Source organism: Micromonospora sp. NPDC057141, assembly GCF_042670805.1.
GTDB lineage: Bacteria > Actinomycetota > Actinomycetes > Mycobacteriales > Micromonosporaceae > Micromonospora.
Genome location: NZ_JBHUVA010000009.1, coordinates 39,859 through 66,030 on the forward strand (window position 1 = coordinate 39,859; position 26,172 = coordinate 66,030).

Below are 26,172 nucleotides of genomic sequence, written 5' to 3' on the forward strand. Positions count from 1 at the left end.
CCCGTTGGTCCTCGCCGTCGTCGCCGGGGCCTACGTGGTCTCGGACGCGCCACAGGCGCGGGCCGCCGGCACCGGCCCGTGTGACATCTACGCCTCAGGCGGCACGCCATGCGTCGCCGCGCACAGCACCACCCGCGCGCTGTACGGCGCGTACAACGGCCCGCTCTACCAGGTCCGACGCACCTCGGACAACACCACCCGCGACGTCGGCGTACTCAGCGCGGGCGGCTACGCCGACGCCGCCACCCAGGACTCGTTCTGCGCCAACACGAACTGCGTCATCACGATCATCTACGACCAGTCCGGCCGCAACAACCGCCTCACCCAGGCGCTCGGCGGCGCCGTGCCCGGCCCCGGTCCCGGCGGATCGGACAACCTCGCCGACGCGAAGGCGGCCCCGATCACCATCGGCGGCCAGAAGGCGTACGGCGTCTACATCGCGCCCGGCACCGGCTACCGCAACAACAACACCAACGGCGTCGCCACCGGCGACCAACCCGAAGGGATGTACGCCGTCCTCGACGGCACCCACTACAACGGCGGCTGCTGCTTCGACTACGGCAACGCGCAGACGAACGCCCAGGCCGACGACATCGGCATCATGGAGACCATCTACTTCGGCAACAACAACTGGTGGGGCTACGGCGACGGCGCCGGCCCCTGGATCATGGCCGACATGGAGTGGGGCCTGTTCTCCGGGGTGAACCCGCGATACAACCCCATGCCGCCCATCAACCACCGCTTCGTGACCGCCATCGTCAAGGGTGAGCCGAACCACTGGGCGATCCGGGGCGGCAACGCCCAGTCCGGCGCCCTGACGAACTACTTCGACGGACCGCGTCCCAACGGCTACCACCCGATGAAGAAGGAGGGCGCGATCCTGCTCGGCATCGGCGGCGACAACAGCAACGGTGCCCGTGGCACGTTCTACGAGGGCGTGCTGACCTCCGGATATCCGACGGCCGCCACCGAGGACGCCGTACAGGCCAACATCGCCGCCGCCGCGTACGCCCCGGCCGGCGGCGGCACCCCGCAACAAAACGTCCAACTCGTCGGCGCACAGTCCGGCCGCTGCATCGACGTACCCAACGCCAGCACCACCAACGGCACCCAGACCCAACTGTGGGACTGCACCGGCGGCACCGCCCAACGCTGGACCCACACCACCGCCAAGCAACTCCAGATCTACGGCAACAAATGCCTCGACGCCAGCGGCGCCGGCACCAGCAACGGCACCCAGGCAATCATCTGGGACTGCCACGGCGGCACCAACCAACAGTGGAACCTCAACACCAACGGCACCATCACCAGCGCCCAGTCCGGACTCTGCCTCGACGCCAACGGCGCCGCCACCGCCAACGGCACCAAACTCATCCTCTGGTCCTGCAACGGACAACAAAACCAACAGTGGACCCCGCGTAGCTGAGCCCGCCGCGACACCGATCGGCCGGGCCGTCTCCGCGAGGTCTGCGGGGGCGGCCCACGCACCACGCCATCCGCCACCCGAAAGGATCCGATGAACGTGAAGAAAAGGCTGAGTCGCTTCATGGCGGCGGCAGGGGTCCCGTTGGTCCTCGCCGTCGTCGCCGGGGCCTACGTGGTCTCGGACGCGCCACAGGCGCGGGCCGCCGGCACCGGCCCGTGTGACATCTACGCCTCGGGCGGCACGCCATGCGTCGCCGCGCACAGCACCACCCGCGCGCTGTACGGCGCGTACAACGGCCCGCTCTACCAGGTCCGACGCACCTCGGACAACACCACCCGCGACGTCGGCGTACTCAGCGCGGGCGGCTACGCCGACGCCGCCACCCAGGACTCGTTCTGCGCCAACACGAACTGCGTCATCACGATCATCTACGACCAGTCCGGCCGCAACAACCGCCTCACCCAGGCGCCCCCCGGCTACTGGCCCGGTCCCGCTCCCGGCGGGTGGGACAACCTCGCCGACGCGAAGGCGGCCCCGATCACCATCGGCGGCCAGAAGGCGTACGGCGTCTACATCGCGCCCGGCACCGGCTACCGCAACAACAACACCAACGGCGTCGCCACCGGCGACCAACCCGAGGGCATCTACGCCGTCGTCGACGGCACCCACTACAACGAGTGGTGCTGCTTCGACTACGGCAACGCGCAGACCGACGGCCTGGCCGACGCTCCCGCCATCATGGAGACCGTCTACTTCGGCGCCAACAAGCAGTGGGGCTACGGCGACGGCGCCGGCCCCTGGATCATGGCCGACCTGGAGTGGGGGCTGTTCTCCGGGGTGAACGCGGGATACAACAGCCTTGCGCCGATCAACCACCGCTTCGTGACCGCCATGGTCAAGGGTGAGCCGAACCACTGGGCGATCCGGGGCGGCAACGCCCAGTCCGGCGGCCTCACGAACTACTTCGACGGGCGGCGTCCCAACGGCTACCACCCGATGAAGAAGGAAGGGGCCATCCTGCTCGGCATCGGCGGCGACAACAGCGTCTCCGGTCGCGGCACCTTCTACGAGGGCGTGCTGACCTCCGGATATCCGACGGCCGCCACCGAGGACGCCGTACAGGCCAACATCGCCGCCGCCGCGTACGCCCCGGCCGGCGGCGGCACCCCGCAGCAGAACGTCCAGCTCGTGGGTGGCCAGTCCGGCCGTTGCATCGACGTGCCGGACGGCAGCACCACCAACGGCACCCAGGTGCAGCTGTGGGACTGCTGGGGCGGAGCAACGCAACGCTGGACATACACCTCGGGCAAGCAGCTCCAGGTGTACGGCAACAAGTGCCTTGACGCCAGCGGCGCCGGCACCAGCAACGGCACCCAGGCGATCATCTGGGACTGCCACGGCGGCACCAACCAGCAATGGAATCTCAACACCAACGGCACCATCACCAGCGCCCAGTCCGGACTCTGCCTCGACGCCAACGGCTATGGCACAGCCAACGGAACGAAGATCCACCTTTGGTCCTGCCACGGAGGCACAAACCAACAATGGAACCCGCGTAGCTGACCACCCGGCTGCGCCCGCTCGCCGCGCGCCGACGGGCAGGCCAACGTGGACCTGCCCGCCGGCGCACCGCCTCCCGCCAGGAATCAGGTAGGGCGGTGCGGGGCGTACGGTGCGATCGGGTTGTCCAGGGTGCCGGCGAACTGGAGCGCCGCCGACGGGTCGGCCAGGTCCACCATCTGCTGGTTGTCGCGCAGCTGGAGCCGGTTGAGGCAGGAGTGCGCGAACTGCGGCGCGAACAGGTCGTAGCGGGCCAGCCGGTCGGCCAGGTGCGGCACCCGGGCGGCGTAGGAGGCTGCGCAGTCGGCGACCGTGCGCCAGAACTCCTCCTCGGTGAGCAGCCCCGCGTCGAGCAGGACCACGTTGAGGTGACGCAGGAAGCAGGAGAACACGTCGGTGAAGATCGACAGGAGCTTCTCGGCCTCGGGGATGTTCGCCCGGACCCGGTGCACCGCCTCGGGCAGGTCCGTGTCCGGGTTCATCACCACGATCTCCTCGGCGATGTCCTTGAAGATCGCCCGCTCCACCGCCCCGTCGCGCAGCACCAGGATGACGTTCTCGCCGTGCGGCATGAACGCCAGGTCGTACGCGTAGAGGGAGTGCAGCAGCGGGGTGAGGTACGCGTCGAGGTAGCGGCGCAGCCACCCGCGCGCCGACAGCCCCGACTCGGCGACCAGGGCGGCGGCGAACGACCCGCCGGCCGAGTCGACGTGCAGCAGCGACGCCATGGTGGCCAGCCGCCGCCCCTGCTCCAGGCCGGGCATGGGGCTCTCCCGCCACAGCGCCGCCAGCATCTTGCGGTACGGGGAGTAGCGGTCGGTGGCCGCCTCGAACCGGCGGTTGCGGTAGCCGATCGCGGCCTGCTCCCGCAGGATCGTCAGCCCGGTGGACTTGAGCACGTCGTCGCGGTCGATCAGGTCGGCGAGCCAGTCGTTGATGGCCGGGGTCGCCTCCATGTACGCCGCCGACAGCCCCCGGACGAAGCCCATGTTCAGCACGGACAGGGCCGTCTTGACGTAGTGCCGCTCGGGGTGGGTGACGTTGAAGAAGGTCCGCACGGACTGCTGGGCCAGGTGCTCGTCCGGGCCGGGGCCCAGGCAGACCAGCCGCTGCTCGGCCACGTCGGCGGCGAACGTGACGGCGAGGCGGTTCCACCACTGCCACGGGTGCACGGGCAGGTACAGGTAGTCGGCCGGGTCGAGGCCGAGCCCGGTCAGCTCGGCGGCGAACCCGGCGAGCGCGCCGTCGCCCAGCTCGGCGCGGAACAGGGTGTCCTCGTCGGTGTCGGCGCAGCAGGTGAAGGTGGTGTGGTCGCGGTGCGCGGCGAGCCAGAGCAGCCGCACGGGCCGGCCGACCTCCGGGGCGTACCGGTGGTATTCGTCGATGCCGAAGCCGATGCGGCCGTTGTTGGCGACGAAGCCGGGGTGGCCCTCGGTCATCCGGGTCTCGACGGTCTGGAAGTCGGCGTGGGCCAGCTCGGCGGCGGCGATCTCCGGCCGGTCCAGCTTGTACGCCCAGCCGGCCAGGGTGGAGGTGATCTCCTCCAGATAGACCGGGAGCACCCGGTCGGTGAGGCCGAGCGCGCCGCGCAGCTCCACGCACAGGTCGAGGGCGTCCAGGGGCAGCTCCACGCCGTCGCGGCGGCGGGTGATGCTGGCCGGGTCGAGGTGCCAGTGGTCCAGGGCGAGCCGGCGGGCGGCGAACCGGTAGGTGACGGTGCCGTCGTCGCTGCGCACCTCGTACTCGGCGGGCGCGCCGGGGGCGTCGTCAATGGACTCCGGGGCGTCGCCGACGGGCTCGGGGGTGAGCAGCCGCTCGTGGGAGAACTCGGCGAGGGCCTTGCGGACCAGCAGCCGGTTGGCGCGCGCCCACGTGTCGGGGGTCAGGTGGGCGACGGCGTCCTGCGGGTCCACGGTGTCCGACTCCAGTGGCTCGGTGGCGGCGGCGAACCGGGCGCGGGTGCAGAAGCTGAGCAGGCCGGTCTTGCCGGGCAGCTCGACGGTGCCGGCCGGGGTGAAACCGACGGCGGCGTTCAGCGCGTGCACGGCGGTGTTGCGCACGTCCGGCTCGACGACCACCCGGCGGTGCGCGGGGTCGGCGAACAGCCACGCCATGACCGTGGTGATGACGGCCCGGGTGAAGCCGGAGACCGGGTTGTCGGTGGGCGCGCAGAGGAAGTGCATGCCCACGTCGCCGGGGCGGGCCGGGTAACGGCCGGCCAGCTCCACGCGCGCCGGGTCGTACCGTTCGACGAGGAACGCCGGCTCGCCGCGCCACAGGCCGACGAACGCGTCGTGGTGTGGGTCGGCGGCGATGCGGGCGTACTCGGCGGCGACCCGGGCCACGTCGGCGTCGCCCATCAGCCAGAACGCGGCCTTCGGGTGGGTCACCCAGGAGTGCAGCAGCGCGGCGTCGGCGGCCGGGTCGAGGGTACGCAGGGCGAACTCGCCGAGCCGGGGGTCGGTGCGGGTGAAGAAGACCTCCGTCACGCCCCCACCCCCGCCGGCACGCCGAACTCCTGGAACGCGATGCGCCGCTCCACCGGGTAGGGCTCGCGCCCCAGCAGCTCCCGGATGATCAGCGAGTTGCGGTACGGGCCCATACCCAGGTCGGGCGAGGTGACGCTGTGGGTGTGGGTGCCGCCGTTCTGCAGGAAGATCCGGCCGGCGTGGTCGACGCGGTAGTCGCGGGCGACGTCGAGACGGCCGTGGGAGTCGAACCGCAGCAGGTGCCGCACCGGGTCGAGGAAGTCCGGCACCTGGTAGCGGTAGCCGGTGGCCAGCACCAGGCCCTCGGTGTCCAGGTCGAACTCGCCGCCCTGCTCGACGTGGCGCAGCCGCAGCCGGTACGCGCCGTCGGCGTGCCCCGCGCCGGTCACCTCCGTGTTGGTGAGCAGCCGGGTGTCCACCGGCCCGGCCACGCTCTTGGCGTACAACAGGTCGAAGATGTCGTTGATCAGGTCGGCGTCGATGCCCTTGAACAGGCCCTTCTGCTCGGCCTCCAGCCGGTAGCGGGTGGGCTCGGGCAGGGCGTGGAAGTAGTCGACGTAGTCCGGGGAGGTCATCTCCAGGGTGAGCTTCGTGTATTCCAGGGGGAAGAACCGGGGCGAGCGGGTGACCCAGGTCAGCCGGTAGCCGTACGTGTCGATGTCGGCCAGCAGGTCCTGGTATATCTCGGCGGCGCTCTGCCCGGAGCCGACGACGGTGACGCTGCGCCTGCGCCGCAGCGCGTCGCGGTGCGCCACGTAGTCGGAGGAGTGCACGACGCCGTCGCCGTCGAGCCCGGCGCAGGCCGTCGGCACGTGCGGCGGGGTGCCGGTGCCGAGCACCAGGTTGCGGGCCCGGTGGGTGACGGTCTCGCCGGTGGCGGTGACCGTGGCGGTCACCGTGAACGCGTCGTCGGCCGGGTCGTGGGTGACGGCGGTGACCCGGTGGCCGAAGCGCACGCTGGCCAGCTTCTGCGCCGCCCACCGGCAGTACGCGTTGTATTCGCTGCGCAGCGGATGGAACCGCTCGCGGATGTAGAACGGGTACAGCCGCCCGGTCTCCTTGAGCCAGCTGAGGAAGGAGTAGGGCGAGGTGGGGTCGGCGAGGGTCACCAGGTCGGCCAGGAACGGGGTCTGCAACCGGACGGTCTCCAGCAGCATCCCGGGGTGCCAGTCGAAGGTGTCGCGGGCCTCCAGGAACAGGCAGTCCAGGTCGGGCAGCGGCTCGGTGAGGCAGGCCAGGCCCAGGTTGTACGGGCCGAGCCCGACGGCGACGACGTCACGGGTGGGCATGGGGTCGCTTTCTGCGCGGGGTCGGGTGGTGGGCACGGTCGCCGGTCAGCCGACCGGGCAGGGAGCGACGGCGGCGGTCCGCTCGCGCACGTACCGGTCGGCGTGCTCGGCGATCAGGTCGACGACGTGCGCCACGTCGTCCAGCGTGGTCTCCGGGTTGAGCAGGGTGAACTTGAGGAACTGCCGGCCGTCGACCCGGGTGCCGGCGACGACGGCCGCGCCGGAGGCGGCCAGGGCCCGTCGGGCGTGCCGGTTGGCGTCGTCGGCAAGGTGCTCCGCCGGGCCGGGCGGCAGGTAGCGGAACACGACGGTGCTCAGCGTGGGCCGGGTGACCACCTCGAAGCGGGGGTCGCCGGCGAGCAGCCGCCACGCCCCGTCGGCCCGGTCGATCACCTCGTCGAAGAGCGCGCCGACCGCGTCGGGGCCCATCATCCGCAGGGTCAGCCACAGCTTCAGCGCGTCGAAGCGACGGGTGGTCTGGAGGCTCTTGTCGACCTGGTTGGGCAGCTGCTCACCGCTCGCGCGGGGTGCCGGGTTGAGGTAGTCGGCGTGGTAGGTGGCGTGCCGCAGCACCTGCCCGTCGCGCACCAGCAGGGCGCTGGAGGAGACCGGCTGGAAGAACGACTTGTGGTAGTCGACGGTCACCGAGTCGGCCCGTTCGATGCCGGCGAGCAGGTGCCGCCGGGTGGGCGAGACCAGCAGCCCGCAGCCGTACGCGGCGTCGACGTGCAGCCGTACGCCGGCGGCGGCGCACCGGTCGGCGATGGCGTCGAGGGGGTCGATGGAGCCGAAGTCGGTGGTGCCGGCGGTGGCGACGACGGCCAGCGCGGTGAGCCCGTCGCGCTGGCAGCGGGCCAGCTCCGCGTGCAGCGCGTCGGGACACATCCGGCGCTCGGCGTCGGTGGGCACGGTGAGCACGGCGTCGGCGTCGAGGCCGAGCAGGGTCGCGGCCTTCTGCACGCTGAAGTGCCCGGCGGCGGAGGTGAGCACCCGCAGCCGGGGCAGCAGCTCGCGGCGGGGGGTCGCGGCGCGGGCGCACGCCTCCTCCCGGGCCAGCAGCAGCGCCTGGAGGTTGGACTGGGTGCCGCCGCTGGTGAAGACGCCGTCGGCGGCGGGTCCGAGGCCGATGCGCCGGGCCGTCCAGTCGATGAGGCGGCGCTCGATGAGGGTGCCGCCGGCGCTCTGGTCCCAGGTGTCCAGCGAGGAGTTCACAGCGGTGAGCACGGCCTCGCCGAGCAGCGCCGGGATCACCACCGGGCAGTTGAGGTGGGCCAGGTAGCGGGGGTGGTGGAAGTAGACGGCGTCGCGCAGGTAGACCTCCTCCAGCTCGTCGAGGGCGGCGGTGGCGTCGGCGAGCGGCCGGTCCAGGTCGACGGCCGCGACGGCCGGGGCCAGCGCTGCCGGGGTGACGCCGGTGAACGGGCGGTCGGTGCGGGCGATGCGCGCGCCGACCCGGTCGATCCCCTCGGCCAGCACCCGCCGGTAGTCCTCGGCGGTGCCGGTGGTCAACAGGTGGGAGCGGGGGGTGCCCGCCACGGCGTCAGCTCACCTTCTTCGCGGCGACGATGGCCTTGGCCAGGTTCTCCAGCAGCGGCGCGGCCCCGGCGTAGGAGAAGCGGGGCACGGCGTCCCACGGCGTGACCTGGTTGGCCTTGACCGCCGGCAGCGCCGCCCAGGTGGGCTTCTTGGCGAGGTCGGCGGGTTGCAGGGCGGTGCTGCGGTTGTCCAGCAGGATCAGGTCGGCCGGGAACCTGTCGGCGTTCTCCCAGCTCAGGGCCTCGAAGTAGTCGCCCTGCTCCAGCTTCGTCGGCACCACGATGTCGACGCCCAGCTCCGCGAAGTACATCAGGTCGGTGCTGACCTTCGGGTTGGAGGCGTAGAACACGTCGGGGCTGCCGGACGCGGCGAGAACCTTGATGCCGGGGTTGGCCTTGACGGCCTGCCGGACGCTCTCGGCGGCCGCCTCGAAGCGGGCCTTCGCGTCGGTGACCTTCTGTGCCTTCAGGTCGGCCCCGAGGGCGGCGGCCAGGGCGGCGTACCGCTCGATGGGGCGGTACATCGGCACCCGGGCGGTCTGGATGGCGACGGTGGGCGCGAGGGCGAGGATCTTGTCCTTGCTCTCGTCGGGGACGTACCAGAACGCGCCCGGGTCGTACATGTGGGTGACCAGCAGCTCGGGGCGCAGGGCGGCGTACTTCTCGATGCTGAACTCGCCCCAGACGTTGCCGAGCACGGTCACCTTGCCGACGTCGAGGTCGCCGGCCTGCGGCTCCTTCGAGCCGTCGGAGCGGGTGGTCTCGCCGAAGACGCCGACGAGCTGGCTGTCGAGTCCGAAGTCGACAAGCGCGGCGGCCACGCCGGTGAAGGCGACCACGCGAGTCGGGGTGGCGTCCCGGGTCACCTTCTCGGGCCGGTCGTCGGTGAACGACCACGGGCCGCCGGTGGCGGCCGGCGAGGAGGACTCGTCGGCACCGCCGCAACCGCCGAGCAGGGCGCCGACGGCGAGGGCGCCGCCGGCGGAGAGCAGGCCGCGGCGGGTCAGGCGCGGGCGGGACACGGGTACGGGCATGACGGCTTCTTTCCGCTCCGGGGTGGTCCGATGACCAAGGGCGAGGTTAAGTTACCCTAACCTAAGTTGTTGTCAACAGCCCCTTGCGTCCGATTCCCACCACACAGGAGCCCGCACTGTCCGTCACCGACTCGTCGCCGACCGCACCCGCGCCGGCGGCGGCGCCCCCAGTCCCGCCGCCGCGACGCGGCCGCCCGGCGGCCCGGCTCGCCGGGCTTCTGGCCGCGTTCGCTCTGCTCACGGCCGTGTGCGCGGTCAGCCTCGCCGTCGGCGCGCGGCAGCTCGGCCTCGCCGACGTCTGGGCGGGGCTGTGGGACCCCGCCTCCCCCGCCCACGCCGTGGTGCAGCAACTGCGGCTGCCACGCACCCTGCTCGGCCTGCTCGCCGGGGCCGCCCTCGGGGTCGCCGGCGCGATCATGCAGGCCGTCACCCGCAACCCCCTCGCCGATCCCGGGCTGCTCGGCATCAACGCCGGCGCGTCGGCTGCCGTGGCCAGCTCCGCCGCGTTCCTCGGCGTCGCCACCGTCGGCGGGTACGTCTGGTTCGCCCTGGCCGGCGCGGCGGCCGTCACCGCCCTCGGGTACGCCGTCGGCGGCGGCCGGGGCGCCACCCCGGCCCGGCTCGCCCTCGCCGGGGCGGCGCTCAATGCGGCCCTCTACTCGTACGTCAGCGCGGTGATGCTGCTCGACGCCGCCTCGCTGGAAAAGATGCGGTTCTGGACGGTCGGCTCGCTGGCCAGCGCCGACCTCGCCACGGTGGCCCGGGTGCTGCCGTTCATCGCGGTCGGCCTGGTGATCGCCCTCGCGGCGGCCCGACCGCTCAACGCCCTCGCCCTCGGCGACGACCAGGCCCGCGCGCTGGGCGCCAACCCCGCCGTGGTCCGCGCCGCCGTGATCGTCGCCGTCACCCTGCTCTGCGGCGCGGCCACCGCCGCCTGCGGGCCACTGGTCTTCGTCGGGCTGCTGGTGCCGCACCTCGTGCGCACCCTGACCGGGCCCGACCTGCGCTGGCTGCTGCCGGCCTGCGCGCTGCTCGCCCCCGTGCTGCTGCTCGGCGCCGACGTCGCCGGCCGGGTGCTCGGCCGCCCCGGCGAACTCCAGGTCGGCATCATGACCGCCGTGCTCGGCGGCCCACTCTTCCTGCACCTGGTCACCCGCACCCGGGCGGTACGCGCGTGAGCGTCGTCCGCCTGCGCCACTGGTCGGTGCGGTTCCGGGCCCGCGCACTGCTCGTCGGGCTCGGCTGCGCCCTGGCCGCCGGCGCGCTGGGCGTCGTGTCGATCGGCGGCGGCCACTACCCGATGAGCCCCGCCGACGTGCTGCGCACCCTCGCCGGCGGCGGCACCCCCGCCGAGGACTTCATCATCGGCGAGCTGCGGCTGCCCCGGCTCGTCACCGCGCTGCTCGTCGGCGCCGCCCTCGCCCTCGGCGGCGCGATCTTCCAGGCCCTCGTGCGCAACCCACTCGGCAGCCCCGACATCCTCGGCGTCACCCAGGGCGCGGCCACCGGCGCGCTCGTCGTCGTGGTCGTCGGTGGCGGCACCCTCGCCCTGGCCGGCGCGGCCGTGGCCGGCGGGCTGGCCACCGGCGTCCTGCTCTGGGCGGTCGCCTGGGCGCGCGGCGCGCACGGGCACCGGCTGATCCTCGCCGGCATCGGCGTCGCGGCGATCCTCACCGGCGTCAACGGCTGGCTGCTGACCCGCGCGCAGCTCATGGACGCCGCCCGCGCCGTGCTCTGGCTCACCGGCAGCCTCGACGGGCGCGGCTGGGCGCAGGCGGTGCCCGTCGCCGTCACCCTCGCGGTGGCCGTGCCGGTGGTGCTGTTCGGCTGTGGGCCGGCGCTGCGGATGACCGAGCTGGGCGACGACACCGCCGCCGCGCTCGGCGTACCGGTGCGGGGCCTGCGCACGACGCTGCTGGTCGCGGCGGTGCTGCTGGTCTCCGTCGCCGCGTCCGCCGCCGGGCCGGTCAACTTCGTCGCGCTCACCGCGCCGCACCTGACCCGCCGGCTCACCCGCGCGCCCGGCCCCAACCTGGCCGCCGCCATGGCGCTGGGCGCGGCGATGCTGGTCGCCGCCGACCTGCTCGCCCAGCGCGGCTTCCCCGGCCACCAACTCCCCGTCGGCGTCGTCACCGGCGCGCTCGGCGGCGGCTACCTGGTGTGGCTGCTGGCCACCGAACGCCGGGCCGGCCGGCTGTAGGGAAGGGCACCTTGACAACGCATTCTGTAGAGGAAGGGCCCCTTCCTGACACCCGCCCGGCCCACCATCCCCCGACAGAGAACGGAGCACTGCCCATGCGGCCCGGCACCCCCCGGCTCAGCGGCGACGGGCTGACCCTCGCGTACGACAGGCGGACCATCGCCGAGCGGCTCACCGTCGCCGTGCCCGACCGGTCCTTCACCGTCGTCATCGGGCCCAACGCCTGCGGTAAGTCCACCCTGCTGCGGGCCCTGGCCCGGATGCTGAAGCCGACGGCCGGCACGGTGCTGCTCGACGGGCGGGACATCCACGCCCAGCCGGCCCGCCGGGTCGCCCGCACCCTCGGCCTGCTCCCCCAGACCTCCATCGCCCCCGACGGCATCACCGTCGCCGAGCTGGTGGCCCGGGGCCGCTACCCGCACCAGGGGCTGCTGCGGCAGTGGTCCCGCGACGACGAGCGGATCGTCGGCGAGTCGATGGCCGCCACCGGCGTCGCCGACCTCGCCGACCGCCTCGTCGACGAGCTGTCCGGCGGGCAGCGGCAGCGGGTGTGGATCGCCATGGCCCTGGCCCAGCAGACCGAGCTGCTGCTGCTCGACGAGCCCACCACGTTCCTCGACATCGCCCACCAGATCGAGGTCCTCGACCTGTGCGCGACGCTGCACGAGGAGCAGGGGCGCACGCTGGTCGCGGTGCTGCACGACCTCAACCAGGCCGCCCGGTACGCCAGCCACCTCATCGCCATGCGCGACGGGCAGGTGGTCGCCGCCGGCCCGCCCCGGGCGATCGTCACCGCCGACCTGGTCGAGCGGGTGTTCGGGCTGCCCTGCCGGGTCATCGACGACCCGGAGACGGGCTCGCCGCTCGTGGTCCCGGCCGCCCGCCGCGTACCGACCGCGTCGGCTGTGGTGCCCATAATCGATGCGTGACTGCTGTAGGCACACGCTTCTCACTCACCGTTGCCCGCGCGCTGGAAACCGCCGACTTCTCCATCCGACAGGTCGCCCCGGGGGATCACCGGAAGCTCTACAACCTCGTCCGTGTCACGATGTCCACCCTCGCGCCCGTCGACAGCTTCTACATCGCGTTCCTCCGCGACGAGCACATGCTGGTGATCCCCTATGTCTACGACGGGAACGAGCACGAACACGCGGGTTTCCAGACCTACGGCCCGGACGGACTCACCGCGTGGATCAAGAAGAACGCGCGGCCGTACCGGTACGGGTCCGACAAGGGCCACCTGCTCCACAGGGGCCACACCTTCGGCGATCACGAACGCCTTTCGCGCGATGCCGTCGTCGTCCCGCTGCTGGAGTCCTCCGAAGACGGCCAGCGGGTCGTCGGGCTCGCGTCGATGCTGACCTATCAGCCCGACGCATACAGCGACGAGGCTGTCCGGGCGTTCGAGTGGCTGGCCCGCCGGACGATGCGCGCGCTGGCCCGCGAGCGGGAAGACGCGCATGAGCTGGCCGGGTTCGCCGAAGAAGGAAGTCGGAGCCCGCTGATCCAGGGCTCCGTCCCTGGTGTCGTCGAGATGGTCACCCACGCGCTGAACTCCATGACAGTGCGAATCACCGCGGCGATCCACCGCCCCGCCGGCGACCTCGACGCCGCCGACCGCGCCCTCCACGATCTGCTGGAGCAGTGTGAGCGACTGCAGACCGACATCGCCGAGCTCCTGCTGATGCCCACGAACGAGGGCGCTGACCTGCTTGCGACGCTCACCCCCAGAGAGCGTGAAGTCGCCGGGCTCATCGCCGACGGCCTGACCAACGAGGAGATCTCCACCCGCCTGGTCATCTCCGAGAAGACGACCAAGACGCATGTGACCCGCATCCTCAAGAAGTTCGGCGTCCGCCAACGATCGGCCGTCGCCGCCAAGCTGCGGCCGTTCTGACGCGCGGGTACGACTTTGTCGCACCCGCGCGACGAGCGCAGATACGCACCGGGTCAATAGCGCCGGGCGCGCCGTCCTCCGACGATGAGAGGAGTTGCCCCAGCCGGCCGCCGCCCGCGGTGGACAAAGAGAGGAACCCAGCATGAGAACAGTGACCGGAAACCGAAAGGTGCTGCACCGGCTCGTCACCGTGCTCGCGACCACCACGGCGCTGCTGCTGTCCGCCGCGACGACCGCCCACGCCGGAAGCGCCAGCGGTGGCAGCAACTACTACGACGGCAAGAACCCGGCGACCACCAAGGACCCGTCCGGCGTCTACTGCAACGTCAACGCCTCGCAGATCGCCACCCGGCCGATCACCGACCGCTACACCGGCCAGCAGGTCGCCACCCTCCAGATCTTCTACTCCTGGTCCTGCCAGTCGAACTGGATCCGCGTGACCGGGAACCCGTACGGTGGCAACACGACCAAGAACATCTTCTCGTCACTCGGGGGTTGGAACAGCGAGTCGGATCCCGGGTACGGGTCGAGCTACTCGATGATGGTCTACGCGCCGGGAACGACGCAGATCAACGGCGAGGTGACCCTGTGGGCCCCCGGGATCAACGAATACAACTGGAAGGCGAAGGGCACGTTCGCTCTGTAGACGCACGCTGACAAGACTCCCGCCGCGTCCCGGCCGTCGACCTCCCCGGGTGATCAAGAGGTTTGCGTCACGGCGGGGCCGGATGATGACGCAAACCTCTTGATCAACGCGTGCGGGGCAACGCGTGCCGGGCAACGCGTGCGGGGCAACGCGTGCGGGGCAACGCGTGCCGGGAGGGGCGGGCGGGATGCGGGTGACGCGGGTCAGGTGGTCAGGGCGCGTTGGATCTGAGAGATCAGCACGCTGCAGGCGTACCGGTCGGTGGCGCCGACCATACCGAGGATGGTCGCCGGGTGCGGGCCGTTGTCCGTGGCGGCCGGGTCGTAGTGCATGAACACGACGAGCTGCCCGCGGTCGATGAACGGGGCGAGGACAGGCTCGGCGTCGAGGCCCGGCGCGAGCGTGAAGAAAGTGGTCATGGCGCACGGGGGCTGCCCCAGCAGGGAACTGCGGTGCAGCACCGACGTGGTGGCCGCGCTGACCCGGAAGTTCGGTCGATGACCCGTAGCTCACCGTTTCGGCCGACCCCGGCGTCGAACGAGCAGTACCCCCGGTACCCGAGGGCGCTGGCCTTTCGGACCCCTGCCGTCAACGCTTCGACCAGTTCCGTGGGCGGTTGGTCGTCGTCGAGCACGCAACCGACCCACGTCGAGGTGGGCTGCGGCAGGTGTACGGACGCACCGAAGTACTCGAGTCGAGGGTGAGCTGGACCTGCGGGCGTTGATGGCCGCCCTCGGCGACGTGCACCGCCGACACGAAGCCCTACACGCCCGCTACCGACGGGTCGACCCACCCGTCGCGATCATCCCGCCCAACCCCGGCATGCCACAACTACTCCTACTCACCGACGCCACCACCACACAGGACGCCCTCGACCAACTCGCCGACGCCGTCCAACAACCCCTCGACTACACCCAAGGCCGCAACTGGCGCACCGCCCTCATCCGCGACCGCTCCACCAACCGCACCCTCCTCGGCATCGGCATCCACCACATCGCCTTCGACGGCTGGTCCCACACCATCCTCGTCCGCGACCTCACCCACGCCTACACCGCCCGCGCCACCGGCAAGACCCCCGAATGGGACCGGCCCGCACCCACCCTCCACCACACCTACGACGAACACACCCGACTCCACGACGCCGCCGACCTGGCCACCCAACGCGAATACTGGCGCACCCAACTCCACCGCCTCCCCTGCCAAGGCGACGGCGAGCTCAAAGTGCCGCTGGAACAAGCCCTCGCCTGGGGCCCAAAGGCCGGGCACATCCTCACCGTCAGCCCGCAGATCCTGCAGCGCTGGGACCAGGCGGCCCGCGAACACCGGTTCAGCCGCTCCAGCTACTTCGTCGCCGCCTTCGCCACCGCCCTGCGCGCCGTCCACCAACAGGACGACATGCCCGGGTTCGCGTACCAGGACAACGCGGTGCTCCCGCTGGACCTGCCCGGCTGCCGCACCGAGGAGGTCGTCGAGCCGTACGCCCGGGAGGTGATGAGCGGGCTCACCGTCGAGGCGATCCCCCGCCACGCCGACGCCCTGCTGCGCATCACCATCCGCACCGATCTGCTGCCGTTCGCCCTCGCCGAGGAACTGGGCGCCCACATGCTGCGCTTCCTCGAAGCTGGGCCCCAGGTCACCGGCCCGGCGCGCTGAGGGAACCACCGTCCGGCCCGTGGCGGTCGCCGGCCCGCCGGTGCCGGTCGGCCGCCCAGGCGTACGCGTGGGCGAGCAGCCGGTCCACCTCCGGGAGCAGGTCGACGCCGGGACGCAGGACGCACGCCCAGCCGTGCAGGCCGTACGCGGGGTGGGGCAGGACCTCGTCGTGCCGGGTGAAGTCGATGCCCGCGCGGTGGTCGGGAAAGCGCGCGGGCGGGTAGCCGAACCGGCGCTGGAACTCCGCGCGGCCCAGCTCGACGTTGAGGCGGTAGACGTCCGGCCGGTCGAGGCGCGAGTCCTCGTCGAACCCGGGTGTGTCGTGCGCGACGATCGTGGCGAACGGCCGGCGGCGGTCCGGGCCGACGAAGAAGAACCGCTCGCCCCAGCTGGCCCGGGGCGCGCCCGACGCCGCGTCGGCCCGCACCTGCGTGACGCCGGGCAGCCCGAGGATCCGCTGGGCGAGTTCGTCCTCGGTCGGCACGTCGGTGGCGGGGGCGCGCGAGGGAGGCTGAGTCATGGTCTCTACCGTATCGTTGAACTCCCTTGTGAAGCTCGGGCCGGCATCTGAACGGCAGGGCCAGCGAGAAGCATCAAACGGGAGGACAGGTGCGCAGGAGCCCCTACCGGCCGACCGACCTCGCGCGCGAGCACGGCATCTCGACGCAGACGGTCCGCAACTACGAGCGCGACGGGGTGTTGCCCCCGGCCCGGCGCACACCCAGCGGCTACCGCGCCTACACGACCGTGCACGTCCGGGCGCTGCGGGCCTACCTGGCGCTGATCCCGGCGCACGGGTACGCCACCAGCGGCGAGATCATGCGCGCCGCCAACGCCGGTGACCTGGACACCGCCCTGCGGGCGATCGACCGCAGCCACGCCCAGCTGCTACGCGACCGGGAGACGCTCGACGCCGTCGAGGTGGCCGTGAGCCTGCTCACAGGGTCACCGGCGACGACCCGACCCGACCGGCCGCCGACGGGCCGACCCGACCGGCCGCTGGCGATCGGTGGCCTCGCCCGCCGGATCGGCGTGACCCCGGCGGCCCTGCGCAAGTGGGAACGGGCCGGGATCCTCACGCCGGGCCGGGGCGCGGCCACCGGCTACCGCCTCTACTCGGCCGACGACGTGCGCGACGCCGAGCTGGCCCACCTGCTCCGGCGCGGCGGCTACCGGCTGGACCACATCGCCACGGTCGTGCGGCAGGTCCGCGACGCCGCCGGCACCGAGCCGCTGGCCGAGTCCCTGGAGAACTGGCGGCGGCGGCTCACCGACCGGGGCCGGGCCATGCTCACCGCCGCTGTACGACTCGCGGAGCACCTGTCCCCGCCGGACGTCTGACCTGCGCGGCGCGGCGGCCAACGCCTGGCCGGCACGCCGGGGCGGAGCAGGCACCCGCGCGGCGCGGCCGGGTCAGGCGCCGGGGCATCTCCCGGAGAGTGCGTAGCGCAGCAGGACGACGTCGCCGATCTGGCGGACCTCCGCCAGGCCGGCGCGGCGGCCTGGGTGCCACGGAAACCGGCCCTCGCCGGGGAAGCGCGGCGCACGGCGGTCGCCGACGAAGAACGGGGCGACCACCAGGTGCAGCTCGTCGGCGAGGCCCGCGCCGAGGAACAGGGCGTGCACGGCCGCCCCGCCTTCCACCATGAGCCGGTGTACCCCCCGGGCGGCCAGGTCGGCCAGCACCCGGCAGGGGTCGACCGGATCGCCGCCGTCGGTGACCGTGGCCAGTGCGCCGAGCCGGTGCCGGGTGCGCGCCAGCACGGACGTGGCGCAGTAGACGACCCGGTCGGCGTCGCCGACGGTGAAGAACCGGGCCGCCGGGTCGAGCTCACCGCTCGCGGTGACGGTCACCTTCGTCGGCGACGGCGGCAGGCCCCGGGCGGTCCGCTCCTGCCGGCGCTGCGGCGAGCGGATCACCAGGCGCGGATCGTCGACCCGGACGGTGGCCGCGCCGACGAGGATCGCGTCGCAACCGGCCCGCACGGCGTCGACCCGGTCCAGGTCCGCCTCGTTGGACAGCAGCAACCGCTGGTCGGTGGCGTCGTCGATGTAGCCGTCGATCGACATGGCGCAACTGAGCAGCACGTACGGCCGCCGCGGGTCGGGCGTACCGGCGGCGTCGGGCCCGGCGTCCTGCGGAGCCGGCGCGGCGTCGGTCACCGGACGAACGGGAGGTCGATGGTGTGGGCGGCGCGGTCCACCTTGGCCGCGAGGTAGCCGGCGTTGGCCTCGGACAGGTGCAGCCCGGTGGGCACCCGCTCGGCCACCTCGATGCCGAGCCGGCGCAGCTGGTCAGCCTTGTCGGGGTTGTTGCTGAGCAGCGCCACCCGGCCCGCGCCGAGGGCAGCCAGCATCTGCGCGGCGACGGTGTAGTCCCGCTCGTCCGCGCCCCGGCCCAGCGCCAGGTTCGCCTCGTAGGTATCCAGACCGGCGTCCTGCAGGGCGTACGCGTCGAGCTTGGCGTACAGGCCGATGCCGCGCCCCTCCTGGCGCAGGTAGAGCAGGAGCCCGCCGGCGTCGGCGATCCGTTCGACCGCCTCGCGCAACTGCGGCCCGCAGTCGCATCGCTGGCTGCCGAACACGTCCCCGGTCAGGCACTCGCTGTGCGGGCGGACCAGCGGGGGCGGCCCGCCGGCGGCGGCCCGGTCCAGCGCGACCGACCAGTCACCGAGCCCGAACGCCAGATGCTCCCGGCCGTCGACGAGGCCGTGGAACGAGAACACCCGGGCGGTGGTGGCGTAGCCGTCGGGGAAACGCAGCGGGACCGTCACCTGGGTCCGGATGGTCGCGACGGGCAGTGCTTCGGACATCGGTCTCCTTCGTCGGACGGTCAACCGTGCACGCCGGTGCGCGCCGGACGCGACGCCCACCAGGCGGCGCGGGCGGTGACGACGGGGGTCGGGGCGGTGACGACGGGGGCCGGGGACACGACGCCGGCCGCAGCGGGCGGCGGGAGCCGGCGGGCCAGCAGCACCACGGCCCCGGGCAGGCTCGCCGCCAGCGCCAACGCCCCGTACACGGTGGCGGCGGCGACGCCCTGGGCAGCGGTCAGGCCGGCTGCGGCGAACGCCCAGGCGGCCACTCCCTCGCGCGGCCCGAAGCCGCCGACGTTCAGCGGCAGGATCATCGCGAGCAGCGCGAGCAGCGTCAGCGGCAGCAGCCGGGACAGCGGCGCGTCGGCGCCCGCCGTGCGGGCCGCGACGACGAACGTGGCCAGGTGACCGGCCATCACCACGGCGGAGGCGACCAGCACGCCGGCCCAGGTCCGGCGGCCCAGCACGCCGGATCGGACGTCGGCCACGGCGGTGCGCAGCGCCCGCGCCCACCGGGACGCCCCCGACCGGGGCGCGACGCGCCCCAGCAGCACCGCGCCCAGCGCGGCGGCGGCCACCAGCGCCGCCACCGCCGGCAGGTGCGGTCGCACCGGCGACGGGAACGCGGACAGCACCCCCACCGCGAGGACCACCGTGACCGCCTGGCCCGCCGTGCGCTCCCAGACCACGGCCCGCACGCCCCGGCCGACGTCCCCGCAGTCGCGGCCGTGGCGCACCGCGCGGTCCACGTCGCCGAGCACCCCGCCGGGCAGGGTGGAGTTGAGGAACGCGGCCCGGTAGCAGTGCGCCACCGCCTCGCGCAGCGGCAGCCGAACACCCAGCCCGCCAGCGACCAGGCTCCACCGCCAGGCGGCGCAGACGGTGGTGACCAGGCCGATGCCCAGCGCCGCCGCGAGAGCCGCGCCGTCGATCAGGCGCAGCCCGGCGACGAACGGGCCGCTGCCCAGCCGCCACAGCAGGGCCGCCAGCACGCCGACTCCGGCGAGGGTGCGCGCCCACCCCCAGAACGACCGGGGCAGCCGGACGCCCCGCGCGGCGGGCGACGCCGCCGGTTCCGTGCTCGCTGGCAAACCCGGTCCTCCCTGCACGATCATCTTCCTGGCCGGGTTCACGTATGGCACGCCCGGATGGTTCACCCGCAGCCGGCGAGCAGGTCGCGGTGGTCGACCAGGACGTCGAGCGTACCGGCGCGGGCTGCGGCCCGCCGGGCCCGGCCGTACGCCGTGGTGCGCGCGGCCAGCTCGGGTCGTTGCTCACGGGCGGCGCCCAGCCAGCCGGTGAACCACTCGGCCGTCAGTCCGGCGGAGTCCGGGCCGAGCCGCCACGGGCTGGGCCGGGTCAGCACATCGACGCCGCGTCGGGCGAACGCGGCCATGCAGGCGGCGACCGCGTCGGGGCCGAGCAGGGCACCCCGGCCGGCCGCGACGCGCCGCTGGTGGTCGTCGAACGCGGCGGCGACCTCGGCGTCCAGCGGGTCGGCGGGGCTCAGCTCCACCCGGCCGACCACGGTGAGGGTGAGCAGGGTGGGCCGGCCGGCGCAGGCCGCCACGATCCGCTCGACCTCCTCGGCGGTGAGCATGTCCAGCAGCGCCGACGCGGTGACCAGGGACGCGTCGGCGAGGTCGGCGGCGGACAGCCGGGTGATGTCGGCCCGCCGGGTCTCGACGGTGACCTCGCCGCCGCCGTCGGCGGCGACACCCGCCAGGGCGCTCCGGGCCCGTTCCAGGAGGCCGGGGTCGCGGTCGTGGAGCACCCAGTGCTGGGGGCCGGGTAGCCGGGGGGCCAGCCACCGGCCCATCGACCCGGTACCGGCGCCCAGGTCGTGGATCACGACCGGCCGGTCGGCCGCGAGGCGTCGGCGCACCGGCGTCAGCAGGTCCGCCGCGCGGGCCGCCGCGTCGGCGGGCTCCCGCAGCCGCAGCCAGTCGGCGAAGGCGGCGGTATCGTCGCCGTCGCTCATGTGCCCCACCGCCGCCCCGCTGCCGTGGCCGTCGCGCGGGCGGACCGTCGGGCCCCCGCTGCCGTGTGCGTCGCTCATGTCGCCGCTCCCTTCAGGACCGCCGCGAGGATGGTGGAGGTGGTCGACCAGTCGGCCAGGGCCGGCCGGCGGGCGCGGGCGGCGCGGCGCAGCCGCCCCCGCAGGCCGGCGTCGCCGAGCCAGTCGCGCAGCGCCCCGGCCAGCGCCGCCGGGTCGTCGGGCGGCACCAGCAGGCCGGGGCGTTCGCCGTCGGTGGCGCGGCCCAGCGCCTCGGGCAGGCCGCCGACGTCCGTGGCCAGCACCGGGATCCCGCGCGCGAGGGCCTCGGTGACGACCATCCCGTACGTCTCGACGCGCGAGGCCAGTACCAACAGGTCGGCGGCGGCGTACGCGGCGGCCAGGGCCGGACCGGTGCGCGGCCCGAGCAGCTCCACCCGCCCGGTCAGGCCGGACCCGGCGGCCTGCCGGCGTAGCCGCCGCACGTAGGCGGGGTCGCGGGTCAGCGCGCCGACGCAGGCGCACCGCCACGGCAGGTCCGCCACCGCCGCCAGGGCGGCCAGCAGCACGTCGTGCCCCTTGTGCGGGGCAAGGGCCGCGACGCAGAGCAGCGCCGTTCCGGCGGCCGTGCCGGCAGCCGGCGGGGCGGGGTCGACCCCCGGCGCGGCGGCGTGGACCCGGTCGGCGGGCAGCCCGTACCGGTCGAGCAGCCGGCGGCGGGTCCACTCGCTGGTGGTGACGACGGCGGTGGCGGCGGCCAGGGCGCGGGCCTCGGCGTCGTCGTCGCGCGGCTGGTGCACCAGCACGACCGGCCGCAGCCGGCCGGCATGCGCCCGCAGCGCCTCCGGCGTGACCGAGGCGACCAGCCCGTCGAGCAGCACCACCGCGCCGTCGGGCAGGGCGGCGAGCCGGGCGGCGAGGTCGGCTCGCGCTGCCGGGCCGGGCGTCGGCCAGTCACCGGGCACCGGATGCTCGCGGACCCGCCAGCCGGCGTCGGCCAGCCCGGCGCAGACCCGGCGGTCGTAGTGGTTGCCGCCGCTGGGCGTCGCCGGATCGTCGATGTCGCCGGGGAGCACCACGTGCACCTCGGGGCGGGCACCGGCGGGGGTGCCGGCGACGGCCGCCCCACCGGCGGGAGCGCCCCCGCCGCCCGGATCGGCGGCTGTCACAGGGGCCGCTCGTAGCTGGCCCAGGCGACGTGCGACTCGTGCAGGGTGACGGTGATCCCGGCCAGCCCTCGCGCGCCCGCGCCGAGGTCGCCGGCGTGCACCCGGTCGGCGAGCCGGTCGGCGACCGTGCGGGCCAGCACCTCCGTGGTGGTGTTCACCCCGGCGAACGCGGGCTCGTCGTCGAGGTTGCGGTAGGTCAGCTCGCCGAGGACGGCGCGCAGCTGTTCGGTCGCCAGGCCGATGTCGACGACGATGCCGTCGGCGTCCAGGTCGGGGCGGCGGAACGTGGCGTCGACGACGAACGTGGCCCCGTGCAGGCGCTGGGCCGGGCCGAAGACGTCGCCGCGGAAGCTGTGGGCGATCATCATGTGATCGCGGACGGTCACGCTGAACACGGGTCACTCTCCTGATAGGTGATGAGGTGGCACAGGGCCGGCAGGCTACCGTCACTGAGGCCGACGAGCACGTCGGGCAGTTCCGCGAACGGCGAGCTGCCGGTGATCAGCGCGTCGAAGGCGGGGTCGGCGAGCAGTTCCAGGGCGAGGGCGAGCCGGTCGGCGTACGTGCGGCTGCCCCGCCGGGCCGGGGCGACCATGCCCACCTGGCTGCTGCGCACGGTCAACCGGCCGGAGTGGAACGCTCCGCCCAGCGACAGCCGCACCGCGCGGTCGCCGTACCAGCTCAGCTCCAGCACCGTGCCCTCCGGGGCGAGCAGCTCCAGCGACCGCTGGAGGCCGTCGGAGGTGGCGCTGGCGTGCACCACCAGGTCACGCCCGCCGGTGGCCCGCTCGGGGGTGGCGAAGTCGACGCCGAGGGCCTCGGCGACGGCGGCCCGGTCGGGGTCGGCGTCGACCAACTCGACCCGTACCCCGGGGAAGCGGGCCAGCAGCGCGGCGACCCCGCAGCCGACCATCCCCGCGCCGACGACGCTCACCCGGTCGCCGACCAGCGGCGGGGCGTCCCACAGGGCGTTCACGGCGGTCTCCACGGTGCCGGCCAGCACGGCGCGGGCGGCCGGCACTCCGTCGGGCACGGGCACCACCGCCGAGACGGGCACGACGTACGCGCTCTGGTGCGGGTGCAGGCAGAACACGGTACGCCCGCGCAGCTGCGCCGGGCCCTGCTCGACGACGCCGACGCTGAGGTAGCCGTACTTCACGGGGGCCGGGAAATCGCCCTCCTGGAACGGGGCGCGCATCGTGGTGTGCTGATCGGCGGGGACCCGGCCGGCGAAGACGAGGGTCTCGGTGCCCCGGCTGACCCCCGAGTAGCGGGCCCGCACCAACACCTCGTCGGGGCCGGGGGCGGGCAGCACCGCCGGACGGATCTCCCCCACCCCGGGCTCCCGCAGCCAGAACGCGTACGCCTCGCCGGTCACCGGAGGGTCCTCGTCGTCACGTCGTCCTCCTCGCGTCGCCCGCCACGCCGAACCGTTCGGCCGGATTCTCCGTGTTGTCTGTCGACAGCCCGTCGAACAGCAGGCTCTCGATCATCAAACACGGAGGCACGGTGCGCAGGGTTCAACACGGTCCGCTGGCGGGACTGCTCAGCCTGTTCGTCCTGCTGGCGGGGATCGGCGCGACCGTCGGCCTCGGCCCGGCCGGTTGGCTCGCCGGCACGGCGTACGGAATGGTCCTCTGCGCGCTGCTCGCCCGTGCGCTGCGCCGGGCGGGCGGGGCCGGCCTGGGGCCGGCGGACGTGGTGACGTTGAGCCGGGCGGTCCTGATCGGCGGGGTGACGGCGCTGGTGGCCGACGGGTTCACCCGGGCCACGCCGGTGCCGCTGCTGGTCGGCCTCGCCGCCGTGGCGCTGCTGCTCGACGCCGTCGACGGGCAGGTGGCGCGGCGCACCGGCACGTCCAGCGACCTGGGGGCCCGGTTCGACATGGAGGTCGACGCGTACCTCATCCTGCTGCTGGGCGTGCACCTGGCGCCCAGCATCGGGGTCTGGGTGCTCGCCCTGGGCGCGATGCGGTACGCGTTCGTGGCGGCTGGCTGGGCGTCGCCGTGGCTGTGCGGGACGCTGCCGCCGCGGCAGTGGCGTAAGGTCGTCGCCGCGCTCCAGGGCATCGTCCTGGCCGTCGCCGCCGCCGGGGTCCTGCCGCCGGCGGCGGCGGCCATGCTGCTGGCCGGAGCGTTCGCCCTGCTCGTGGAGTCGTTCGGGCGCGACGTCGGGTGGCTGTGGCGGCACCGCCCGGTGGCCGACCGCGACGGCGCGACCCTGCGCCGGGACGAGCCGGTCCGGGTGCCGGCCCATCTGCCGGCCTGACCGCCCGCCCCTGCACGGGAGAGAAGACGACGTGACGAACCACACGGACGACCCGACCAGCGCCACCGGCGACGGCACGACCCGCGCCACCGGCGACGGCACCAACGACGACGGCACGACCGGTGACGGCACGAACGACGACAGGACCGGCGACGGACGACGCGCGGCGGACGACGCGGGCCGGCCGGCCGCGGTCCCGGGGCGCGGCCGGCGGGTCCGGCGGGCGGTGACCGGCACGCTGGCCGCGCTGCTCGTGGCCGCCGCCCTCACCGCGCCGGACCAGCTGCGGGAGCTGAACCCGGCCGCGTTCCTGCGACTGCCGGTCGAGGCCCTGGTGGTGGCCGCCCTGCTCCTCGCCCTGCCGCCACGCCCGCGCCGGGTGGTCGCCGCGCTGACCGGGGCCGCCCTGGGTCTGATCACCGTGGTCAGGCTCACCGACCTGGGCTTCCAGGTCGCCTGGGACCGCCCCTTCGACCTGGTGTCGGACTGGGTGCTGTTCGACGACGCGTACGGGTTCCTCGCCGGCTCGATCGGCCGCGCCGGCGCGAGCGGCACCGCCGTGGGCGTCGTACTGCTCGCGGTGGCCCTGCTCGTGGCCCTGGCGCTGGCCGCGCTGCGGCTGGCCGCGCTGCTCGCCCGGCACGACACCGGGGCGAGACGGGCCGTCGCCGCGCTGACCGTCGGCTGGGTCGCCTGCGCCGCCTTCGGGGTGCGGATCGTCCCCGGGGTGCCGGTGGCCGACACCGACGCGACCGCCCTGGTCCGCTACCACTCGGCCCAGCTGCGCGGCGGACTGTCCGATCGGGAGGTGTTCGCCGCCGAGGTCGCCGCCGACCCGTTCCGGGACACTCCGGGCGACCAGCTGCTGACCGCGCTACGCGGCAAGGACGTCGTCGTCGCGTTCGTCGAGAGCTACGGCCGCGACGCGGTGGAGGAGCAGGAGTTCGCGCAGGTCGGCGCGGTGCTCGACGAGGGCACCCGGCGGCTGCGGGCGGCGGGGATCGGCTCCCGCAGCGCGTTCCTCACCTCCCCGACGGCAGGCGGCGGAAGCTGGCTGGCCCACGCCACGCTGCTGTCCGGGCTGTGGATCAACAGTGAGCAGCGGCACCGCAGCCTGCTGGCCACCGACCGGCTCACCCTGGGCGGGGCGTTCCGGCGGGCGGACTGGCGGACCGTCGGGGTGATGCCCGGCGCCCTCGCCGACTGGCCGGAGGGGAAGTTCTACGGCTACGACCGGTTCTACCCCGCCCGGGAACTCGGCTACCAGGGGCCGAAGCTGGGCTACTTCCTCATGCCCGACCAGTACGCGCTGTCGGAGCTGCAACGGCGCGAGCGGGCGGCGGACGGTCACCCGCCGGTGATGGCCGAGATCCCGTTGACCTCCAGCCACTCCCCCTGGACGTCGTTCCCCCGCGTCATCGACTGGGACGACGTGGGCGACGGGTCGGTCTACCACCGCAACTCGGCGGTGGCCGACGTCGGCGGGAAGCCGGTCCGTCGCACCGCCGCCCAGATCCGCGCGGACTACCGGCGCACCATCGAGTACACGCTGAAATCGCTGATCTCCTACGTCGAGACCTACGGCGACGACGACCTGGTGCTGGTCTTCCTCGGCGACCACCAGCCCTCCCCGGTCGTCACCGGCGAGAACGCCAGCCGGGACGTGCCGGTCACCATCGTGGCCCGCGACCCGAGGGTGCTCGACCGGATCGACGGCTGGCAGTGGCAGGACGGGCTGCGGCCCGGCCCGGGCGCGCCGGTGTGGCGGATGGACAGCTTCCGGGACCGCTTCCTCACGGCGTTCGGGTCCCGGCCCGGCCCCGCGCCGTCCGCGCCGCCGGCCGCCGCGCCCCGTTGACCGATGGGCGTACGGGCGGGTCGGGCGGGTCGGGCCGCTCCGGCCTCCGGGCCGGTCAGGCGGCCTCCCGCCCGGCGCGCGAGGGCTCGGGCCGGGCCGGCGCGGCGGGGGCGGGGCGGGGCGCGGGGAGTTGCGGGCCGGTGGCCGCGTCGCCCCGGGCCAGCCGCATGGCGCGCTCGGCGTTCACCAGCGGACTACAGGGGGCCTGCTGGCCGCCGCAGAGCAGGTTGCGGCAGCAGCCGGTGGCGTCGGGCCGGTGGGCCTCGGCGACGTCGTACGCCAGCCGCCACAGCAGCGTGTCCGCCACGTCACTCGGCGGTGCCGTGTCGTGACTGG

General features: G+C 73.9%; 25 protein-coding genes. 11 read left to right on the top strand and 14 right to left on the bottom strand.

Annotated features, from left to right (window positions below; all coding sequences use genetic code 11):
• The first annotated feature begins 4 nt into the window (after positions 1 to 4).
• On the top strand, positions 5 to 1,426 hold the full coding sequence (locus ACFT41_RS08540) for an arabinofuranosidase catalytic domain-containing protein (protein WP_377613780.1): 1,422 nt from the start codon (positions 5 to 7) through the stop codon (positions 1,424 to 1,426).
• Positions 1,427 to 1,516: 90 nt separating this feature from the next.
• The gene (locus ACFT41_RS08545) at positions 1,517 to 2,989 is read left to right on the top strand and encodes an arabinofuranosidase catalytic domain-containing protein (RefSeq protein ID WP_377613770.1); all 1,473 of its coding nucleotides are present in this window, start codon (positions 1,517 to 1,519) and stop codon (positions 2,987 to 2,989) included.
• Positions 2,990 to 3,072: 83 nt separating this feature from the next.
• Here the strand turns inward: ACFT41_RS08545 and ACFT41_RS08550 are convergent, their stop codons facing one another.
• From ACFT41_RS08550 to ACFT41_RS08565, 4 genes are read right to left on the bottom strand one after another with little or no spacing between them, the layout of a single operon-like run.
• Positions 3,073 to 5,475, bottom strand: a complete 2,403-nt coding sequence (locus ACFT41_RS08550; RefSeq protein ID WP_377587527.1) for a GNAT family N-acetyltransferase — start codon at positions 5,473 to 5,475, stop codon at positions 3,073 to 3,075.
• A complete protein-coding gene (locus ACFT41_RS08555; RefSeq protein WP_377587528.1) occupies positions 5,472 to 6,764 on the bottom strand; it encodes a lysine N(6)-hydroxylase/L-ornithine N(5)-oxygenase family protein in 1,293 nt (430 codons plus the stop codon). The genes ACFT41_RS08550 and ACFT41_RS08555 overlap by 4 nt, the downstream gene beginning before the upstream one ends.
• Positions 6,765 to 6,809: 45 nt before the next feature.
• Positions 6,810 to 8,300, bottom strand: a complete 1,491-nt coding sequence (locus tag ACFT41_RS08560; RefSeq protein ID WP_377587529.1) for a pyridoxal phosphate-dependent decarboxylase family protein — start codon at positions 8,298 to 8,300, stop codon at positions 6,810 to 6,812.
• A gap of 4 nt (positions 8,301 to 8,304) precedes the next feature.
• Positions 8,305 to 9,333: an ABC transporter substrate-binding protein gene (locus ACFT41_RS08565; RefSeq protein WP_377587530.1), complete on the bottom strand. Its 1,029-nt coding sequence runs from the start codon at positions 9,331 to 9,333 to the stop codon at positions 8,305 to 8,307.
• 83 nt (positions 9,334 to 9,416) lie between these two features.
• Here ACFT41_RS08565 and ACFT41_RS08570 point away from each other — a divergent pair, with 83 nt between their 5' ends.
• The 5 genes from ACFT41_RS08570 to ACFT41_RS08590 all read left to right on the top strand — a co-directional run bounded on the left by ACFT41_RS08570 (position 9,417) and on the right by ACFT41_RS08590 (position 14,076).
• Entirely contained in the window at positions 9,417 to 10,511 is a 1,095-nt protein-coding gene (locus tag ACFT41_RS08570; protein ID WP_377587531.1) for a FecCD family ABC transporter permease, read from the top strand.
• Complete coding sequence (locus ACFT41_RS08575) at positions 10,508 to 11,533, top strand: FecCD family ABC transporter permease (protein ID WP_377587532.1); 1,026 nt, start codon at positions 10,508 to 10,510, stop codon at positions 11,531 to 11,533. Before ACFT41_RS08570 ends, ACFT41_RS08575 begins: the two co-directional genes overlap by 4 nt.
• A 95-nt stretch (positions 11,534 to 11,628) precedes the next feature.
• Positions 11,629 to 12,462 carry an ABC transporter ATP-binding protein gene (locus ACFT41_RS08580; RefSeq protein WP_377587533.1) on the top strand — a complete coding sequence of 278 codons (834 nt, stop codon included), beginning with the start codon at positions 11,629 to 11,631 and terminating at the stop codon, positions 12,460 to 12,462.
• Positions 12,459 to 13,430, top strand: a complete 972-nt coding sequence (locus ACFT41_RS08585; protein WP_377587534.1) for a response regulator transcription factor — start codon at positions 12,459 to 12,461, stop codon at positions 13,428 to 13,430. The genes ACFT41_RS08580 and ACFT41_RS08585 overlap by 4 nt, the downstream gene beginning before the upstream one ends.
• 151 nt (positions 13,431 to 13,581) lie before the next feature.
• Complete coding sequence (locus tag ACFT41_RS08590; RefSeq protein WP_377587535.1) at positions 13,582 to 14,076, top strand: hypothetical protein; 495 nt, start codon at positions 13,582 to 13,584, stop codon at positions 14,074 to 14,076.
• A 203-nt stretch (positions 14,077 to 14,279) separates the two neighbouring features.
• Here the strand turns inward: ACFT41_RS08590 and ACFT41_RS08595 are convergent, their stop codons facing one another.
• Positions 14,280 to 14,495, bottom strand: a complete 216-nt coding sequence (locus ACFT41_RS08595) for a hypothetical protein (RefSeq protein WP_377587536.1) — start codon at positions 14,493 to 14,495, stop codon at positions 14,280 to 14,282.
• Positions 14,496 to 14,799: 304 nt separating this feature from the next.
• Between ACFT41_RS08595 and ACFT41_RS08600 the strand changes: the two genes are divergently transcribed.
• On the top strand, positions 14,800 to 15,729 hold the full coding sequence (locus tag ACFT41_RS08600; RefSeq protein WP_377587537.1) for a condensation domain-containing protein: 930 nt from the start codon (positions 14,800 to 14,802) through the stop codon (positions 15,727 to 15,729).
• On the opposite strand, the gene ACFT41_RS08605 is transcribed toward ACFT41_RS08600, so the two are convergent.
• Positions 15,710 to 16,249 (bottom strand): DUF6194 family protein, encoded by a 540-nt coding sequence (locus ACFT41_RS08605; RefSeq protein WP_377587538.1) that lies wholly within the window; start codon positions 16,247 to 16,249, stop codon positions 15,710 to 15,712. The two genes, ACFT41_RS08600 and ACFT41_RS08605, sit on opposite strands and share 20 nt — an antisense overlap.
• 89 nt (positions 16,250 to 16,338) lie before the next feature.
• On the opposite strand from ACFT41_RS08605, the gene ACFT41_RS08610 reads away from it, so the two are divergent.
• Positions 16,339 to 17,070 (top strand): MerR family transcriptional regulator, encoded by a 732-nt coding sequence (locus tag ACFT41_RS08610; protein WP_377587539.1) that lies wholly within the window; start codon positions 16,339 to 16,341, stop codon positions 17,068 to 17,070.
• Between the two features lie 72 nt (positions 17,071 to 17,142).
• Here the strand turns inward: ACFT41_RS08610 and ACFT41_RS08615 are convergent, their stop codons facing one another.
• The 7 genes from ACFT41_RS08615 to ACFT41_RS08645 all read right to left on the bottom strand — a co-directional run bounded on the left by ACFT41_RS08615 (position 17,143) and on the right by ACFT41_RS08645 (position 23,088).
• Complete coding sequence (locus tag ACFT41_RS08615) at positions 17,143 to 17,817, bottom strand: RibD family protein (RefSeq protein ID WP_377587564.1); 675 nt, start codon at positions 17,815 to 17,817, stop codon at positions 17,143 to 17,145.
• Between the two features lie 71 nt (positions 17,818 to 17,888).
• Positions 17,889 to 18,542, bottom strand: a complete 654-nt coding sequence (gene ribA, locus ACFT41_RS08620; RefSeq protein ID WP_377587540.1) for a GTP cyclohydrolase II — start codon at positions 18,540 to 18,542, stop codon at positions 17,889 to 17,891.
• A gap of 20 nt (positions 18,543 to 18,562) precedes the next feature.
• Entirely contained in the window at positions 18,563 to 19,585 is a 1,023-nt protein-coding gene (locus ACFT41_RS08625; RefSeq protein WP_377587565.1) for a lysylphosphatidylglycerol synthase domain-containing protein, read from the bottom strand.
• Positions 19,586 to 19,698: 113 nt separating this feature from the next.
• Positions 19,699 to 20,526: a class I SAM-dependent methyltransferase gene (locus tag ACFT41_RS08630; protein ID WP_377587566.1), complete on the bottom strand. Its 828-nt coding sequence runs from the start codon at positions 20,524 to 20,526 to the stop codon at positions 19,699 to 19,701.
• 74 nt (positions 20,527 to 20,600) lie between these two features.
• Positions 20,601 to 21,626, bottom strand: coding sequence for a glycosyltransferase family 4 protein (locus tag ACFT41_RS08635; protein ID WP_377587567.1), 1,026 nt, complete (start codon positions 21,624 to 21,626; stop codon positions 20,601 to 20,603).
• A gap of 80 nt (positions 21,627 to 21,706) precedes the next feature.
• Positions 21,707 to 22,105, bottom strand: a complete 399-nt coding sequence (locus tag ACFT41_RS08640) for a 6-carboxytetrahydropterin synthase (protein WP_043963320.1) — start codon at positions 22,103 to 22,105, stop codon at positions 21,707 to 21,709.
• Entirely contained in the window at positions 22,093 to 23,088 is a 996-nt protein-coding gene (locus tag ACFT41_RS08645) for a zinc-binding alcohol dehydrogenase (RefSeq protein WP_377587541.1), read from the bottom strand. The genes ACFT41_RS08640 and ACFT41_RS08645 overlap by 13 nt, the downstream gene beginning before the upstream one ends.
• Positions 23,089 to 23,219: 131 nt before the next feature.
• On the opposite strand from ACFT41_RS08645, the gene ACFT41_RS08650 reads away from it, so the two are divergent.
• Together ACFT41_RS08650 and ACFT41_RS08655 are read left to right on the top strand one after the other, a co-directional pair.
• A complete protein-coding gene (locus ACFT41_RS08650; protein WP_377587542.1) occupies positions 23,220 to 23,978 on the top strand; it encodes a CDP-alcohol phosphatidyltransferase family protein in 759 nt (252 codons plus the stop codon).
• A gap of 31 nt (positions 23,979 to 24,009) precedes the next feature.
• On the top strand, positions 24,010 to 25,836 hold the full coding sequence (locus ACFT41_RS08655; RefSeq protein ID WP_377587543.1) for a sulfatase: 1,827 nt from the start codon (positions 24,010 to 24,012) through the stop codon (positions 25,834 to 25,836).
• Between the two features lie 55 nt (positions 25,837 to 25,891).
• Here the strand turns inward: ACFT41_RS08655 and ACFT41_RS08660 are convergent, their stop codons facing one another.
• Complete coding sequence (locus tag ACFT41_RS08660; RefSeq protein ID WP_377587544.1) at positions 25,892 to 26,143, bottom strand: hypothetical protein; 252 nt, start codon at positions 26,141 to 26,143, stop codon at positions 25,892 to 25,894.
• Positions 26,144 to 26,172: the final 29 nt, after the last annotated feature.